The following is a 5,099-nucleotide window of genomic DNA, read 5'->3' on the forward strand; positions in this document are numbered from 1 at the left end:
TGTCGGGTCAAGGGCTCGGTGCACGAGGGGGGCATCCGGGTGCCGATGATCGCCAGCTGGCCGGGGCAGATCCCGGCGGGCAGCACGAGCGACCACCTGTCGGCGTTCTGGGATGTGATGCCGACGCTCAGCGCGGTAGCGGGCGCGGATCCGCCTGAAAATATCGACGGGGTCAGCTTTCTGCCCACCCTCAAGGGAAATGAAAACGCCCAGCAGCGCCGCGAGTACCTGTACTGGGAATTCCCGGCCTACGGGGGACAGCAGGCGGTGCGGATGGGCCGGTGGAAGGGGATCCGCAAAGATATTATGTCCGACAACAACCTGGAGATCGAGCTGTACAACCTGGAGGAGGATATCCGGGAACAACGTGACGTAGCCGGCCGGCACCCGGGAGTCGTGGACAGCATCCGGACGATCATGGAGCGCGAGCACACGGTCCCCGAACTGGAACGGTTTCGCATGGAAGCGCTGGGGGACTAAACGGGGGGATAACTGACCTGCCATGAGCACAGAAGATGATCCGGCGGTTCGGGAAATAGTTTTCAATCAATGTATTATATTCAAGATATATGCTGAACATTCGCATCATTTTAGTCATTTTACTTAGCATGCTTGTCGGGTGTGCGGCCACTGAGCCTGAGGAGGCTGAGCAGCCGAATATTATTTATATCCTGGCCGATGACCTCGGATATGGCGATATAGGCGCCTATGGACAGGAGAAAATTGAGACGCCCAACATCGATGCACTGGCCGAAAATGGGATGACCTTTACCCAGCATTATTCCGGCGCTCCGGTCTGCGCCCCGGCCCGCTATATGCTGATGACCGGCAAGCATCCCGGACATGCCTATATTCGCGGCAACGACGAGTGGGTGGCCCGGGGAGATGTGTGGAACTATGAAAAGATGGCGGCCAATCCTGCTTTGGAGGGACAGCGTCCGATCCCGGATTCAACGATCACAATAGCGGAAGTGCTGCAGGAAGCGGGTTATAAAACTGCAGCAATCGGCAAATGGGGACTGGGTGCACCTTTTAGCGAAGGGGTTCCGAACAGGCAGGGCTTTGATTTTTTCTTTGGCTATAACGGTCAGCGCCAGGCCCATTCCTACTACCCGGTTTATTTGTGGCGGAACGAACAGCGCGTGGCCTTGAGTAACGAGCTGGTGCCCCCGCACCAATCATTGCCTGAAGGGGCCGATCCGTATGATTCCGAGAGTTACGCCCGTTTTCACGATCAGCCCGACTATGCCCCGGATTTGATGGGCGAGGAGGCCCTGCAATTTATGGAAGCAAACAGGGACACGCCTTTTTTCCTGTATTTTGCCACCAATATTCCCCACGTTTCGCTCCAGGCGCCCCAGCGATGGATCGATTATTACCGGGATAAATTTGGTGACGAAGAACCCTATGTTTCGGAAGATCGCGGGGGCAGGGTGCAATATACGCCCTCGCGCTACCCGAATGCCACTTATGCGGCGATGATCTCATACCTGGACGAGCAGGTGGGACAACTGGTCGCCAGGCTTAAGGAGCTGGAAGAATACGAGAATACGCTGATCATCTTTACCAGCGATAATGGTCCGCTCAACGGCCTGGGGGTTAGTCCGGAATATTTTAACAGTGCGGGACCTTTTCAAAGCCAAAGCGGTCGGGTCAAGGGCTCGGTGTACGAGGGCGGCATCCGGGTGCCGATGATCGTCAGCTGGCCGGGGCAGATAGAGGCGGGCAGCACGAGCGACCACCTGTCGGCCTTCTGGGATATCATGCCGACACTAAGTGAGGTGGCGGGCGCGGAGCCGCCCCAAGATATCGACGGGGTCACCTTTCTGCCCGTGCTGCAGGGCCGGGAGGAAGAGCAGCAGCGCCGTGACTACCTGTACTGGGAGTTCCCGGCAAGCGGCGGCCAGCAGGCGGTGCGCATGGACCAGTGGAAAGGGATCCGCAATAATATTATGTCCGACAACAACCTGGAAATCGAGCTGTACAACCTGGAGGAGGATATCCGGGAAGAAAATAATGTCGCTGACCAGCATCCTGAAGTAGTGGACAGCATCCGGACCATTATGGAGCGGGAGCACACGGTTCCCCAAATAGAGCAGTTTAAAATGGAAGCACTGGGAGATAATAAGCGTAAATGAGAAAAGGAATGTCGGACCTGAAAATTAACGAAATCTTTAAAAATAACATAGGTCGGAATATAAAAAGTGCTTAGGCCAAGATTTGGTAAAGATTTTTTCAATTTTAATGTAAACAAATACTAATTCATTGCTTATGAGCTCAATTAATCGCCTCTTTTTACTACCTGTTATCGGGGCTCTCCTGGTTTGTGCAATGCCCTGTGATTCACAGGGGCAGGCTGCTGATGAGGAAAAGCTTCGAATCATTGCCTTTGGGGCCCACCCGGATGATTGTGAATTAAACTCCGGCGGCGTCGCCGCGCTCTGGGCGGAAGAGGGACATGCTTTCAAATGTGTCTCCATGACCAACGGGGATATCGGACACTTCGGGATGTCAGGCGGAGAGCTTGCGCTGAGGCGCATGGAGGAAGTTGAGGAAGCCGCGGAAGTGCTGGGTATTTCTACGGAAGTCATGGATATTCATGACGGTGAGCTGATGCCTACGCTCGAAAACCGGAAAAAAGTGGCCAGGCTCATTCGCGACTGGCAGGCCGATATCGTGATGGTTCACCGCCGGTACGATTATCATCCCGATCATCGCTACGGGGGAGTCCTGATTGATGATGCTACGGTGCTGGTGATGGCCAAGTATTTTACCCCGGATACGCCCCATCTTGCCCGAAATCCCGTCGTGCTTTACTACCATGACGGCTTTGAGAAACCCTATCCCTTTCAACCGGATGTTGTCGTAGGGATAGATGATGCAGCGGAGAAGAAATGGAGGGCGATCGAGCAAATGCCCTCGCAGTTTTCCGATGAGCAGTCGTGGACCTGGGGCACGCGCGAGGAGGTCCCGGATGATGAAGAAAGGCGTATGGAAATGCGTATCGATGAAATAAAAGTACGATTTGAAAATCAGGCGGATACGTATCGCGATCGGCTTATCGAGCTCTATGGATCGGAAACCGGGCAGGATATTCGATATGCCGAATCATTCGAGCTGTCCCAGTACGGGCGACAGGTATCGGTTGATGAGCTTCAACAGCTTTTTCCCACCTTTGACTGAAACGAACGATTATAAACGTCAGGAAGGGAGGATAAATTTGACCCTTCGGTGGAAGGGAAAGTGAGTTATTAGGAAGCTGCTTGTAACACGGAACGGCATGAAAAAAGTAAAAACCGGAAAGAACATACAATCTTAAATTTTAGATAAATAAAGATCATGGGCAATAACTTTGGTAGAAAGGAATTTTTAAAGCTGGTCGGACTGGCCGGATTTTCCGGAACGGGTGTACTCTCAAACTGGCTGTCTAAGGAGGACAAGGAATCCCCCTATAAAAAAACGCGCCCCCAGCGATTTAACATGCGTGGATACGCTGCCCCGCCGCTGGAGACCGTGCGGGTGGGGATTATCGGCGTCGGTAACCGGGGTTCGGGGGCGGTCAGAAGACTCTCGCGTATCGAAGGAGTGGATATCAAAGCCATATCCGATTTAGAGCAGCAGCGCGTGGAGGCAGCTATCGACTCGATCTCGGATACCGACCACAACCCCGAGGGATACTGGGGCGATGAAGAGGAATGGAAGAAGGTATGCGATCGCAATGATATCGATCTGATTTATATTTGTACGCCGTGGGAATGGCATACGCCTATGGCGGTCTTTGCCATGAAGCACGAAAAGCATGCAGCGACCGAAATTCCGGCTGCCCAAACCATTGAGCAGTGCTGGGAGCTGGTGGAGACTTCGGAAAACACTCGCCGACACTGCATGATGCTGGAAAATGCATGTTACGACTTTTTTGAAATGGTTACGCTCAATATGGTACGGGACGGGTTTTTTGGAGAGATTATTCACGGCGAAGGAGCTTATATCCACCAGTTGATTAATAGTAATTTCTCCAAGGATAACTACAGCAACCGGTGGCGGCTTCACGAGAATTTGAACAGAGACGGGAACCTGTATCCCATGCACGGCCTGGGTCCCATCGCCCAGGCAATGGACATCAACTGTGGGGATCAGATGGATTATATGGTTTCTATGTCGAGTAATGATTTTATGATGCGGGATAAGGCTGAAGAACTGGCTAAAGAAGATGACTTCTGGGAGCAGTATGCGCAGTGGGACTACCGGGGCAACATGAATACCAGTACGATTCGTACTCACCGGGGACGTACGATCATGTTGCAGCATGACGTGACCTCTCCGCGTCCCTATTCCCGGATTCACGTGTTGAGTGGAACCAAAGGCATCGCGAGGAAATGGCCGCTGCCCGCCAGGATTGCCACCGGGCACGATGACTGGCTGTCGGATGAAGAGTTCAGGGAGCTGGAAGAGAAGTATACCCCGGAAATTACTAAAAGAGTTGGAGAGTTAGCTCAGGAAGTAGGGGGACATGGTGGGATGGATACCCTGATGGACTGGAGGATGATCGATTGTCTCCGCAATGGCCTTCCGCTGGAAATGGATGTCTACGACGCCGCCCAGTGGAGTGCGGTTATACCGCTGAGTGAGCGTTCGGTCGCCCACAAGTCGGAGTCCGTTGATGTCCCTGATTTTACGGGGGGCGCGTGGAGGACCAATGAACGGAGAATGGATATAGAACTCCGGGAGGGCGGCACCACCAAAATCGCGTAACCGGATATGGGCCGGCTTGGCCACTTCGCCTTGCCACACCCACATTTCCTGGTGAATAAACCGGGTTAAAGGAATTTTTTGTCTTCGATGATACCTTTTGAATTCGCGAAAATACAGAGATTGGCTAAAAAACGGTTTTGCAAAAGCACTTTCCAATTTTAATTTAACAGGTCATTAACATGAAAAACAGCAGGAGAACATTCTTAAAGAGACTTGGACTTGCCGGACTGAGTATTCCCGGATTCGGCTGGATGGGCGGGGATGCTTCAGCAGATAATAAGGAAGAGGAACCCTATCAGATTACCCGTCCACAGCGTTTCAATATGCACGGCTATGCCGCCCCGGCC

Annotated in this window: 5 protein-coding genes; all 5 read left to right on the plus strand. The window is 52.9% G+C overall.

The window, feature by feature from the left end; translation table 11 throughout:
- Positions 1-480 (plus strand): sulfatase/phosphatase domain-containing protein (locus ACESLU_RS11515; RefSeq protein WP_372638796.1); only part of this gene is annotated, 480 nt, incomplete at its 5' end.
- Between the two features lie 89 nt (positions 481-569).
- A complete protein-coding gene (locus ACESLU_RS11520; RefSeq protein ID WP_372638797.1) occupies positions 570-2,138 on the plus strand; it encodes an arylsulfatase in 1,569 nt (522 codons plus the stop codon).
- 133 nt (positions 2,139-2,271) lie between these two features.
- Positions 2,272-3,183 carry a PIG-L deacetylase family protein gene (locus ACESLU_RS11525; protein ID WP_372638798.1) on the plus strand — a complete coding sequence of 304 codons (912 nt, stop codon included), beginning with the start codon at positions 2,272-2,274 and terminating at the stop codon, positions 3,181-3,183.
- A gap of 156 nt (positions 3,184-3,339) precedes the next feature.
- A complete protein-coding gene (locus ACESLU_RS11530; RefSeq protein WP_372638799.1) occupies positions 3,340-4,752 on the plus strand; it encodes a Gfo/Idh/MocA family protein in 1,413 nt (470 codons plus the stop codon).
- 179 nt (positions 4,753-4,931) lie between these two features.
- Positions 4,932-5,099, plus strand: a 168-nt coding sequence (locus tag ACESLU_RS11535; RefSeq protein WP_372638800.1) for a twin-arginine translocation signal domain-containing protein, incomplete at its 3' end; no start/stop codon positions are given.

The sequence above is a fragment of the Fodinibius sp. genome, from assembly GCF_041642155.1.
Lineage (GTDB): Bacteria > Bacteroidota > Rhodothermia > Balneolales > Balneolaceae > Fodinibius.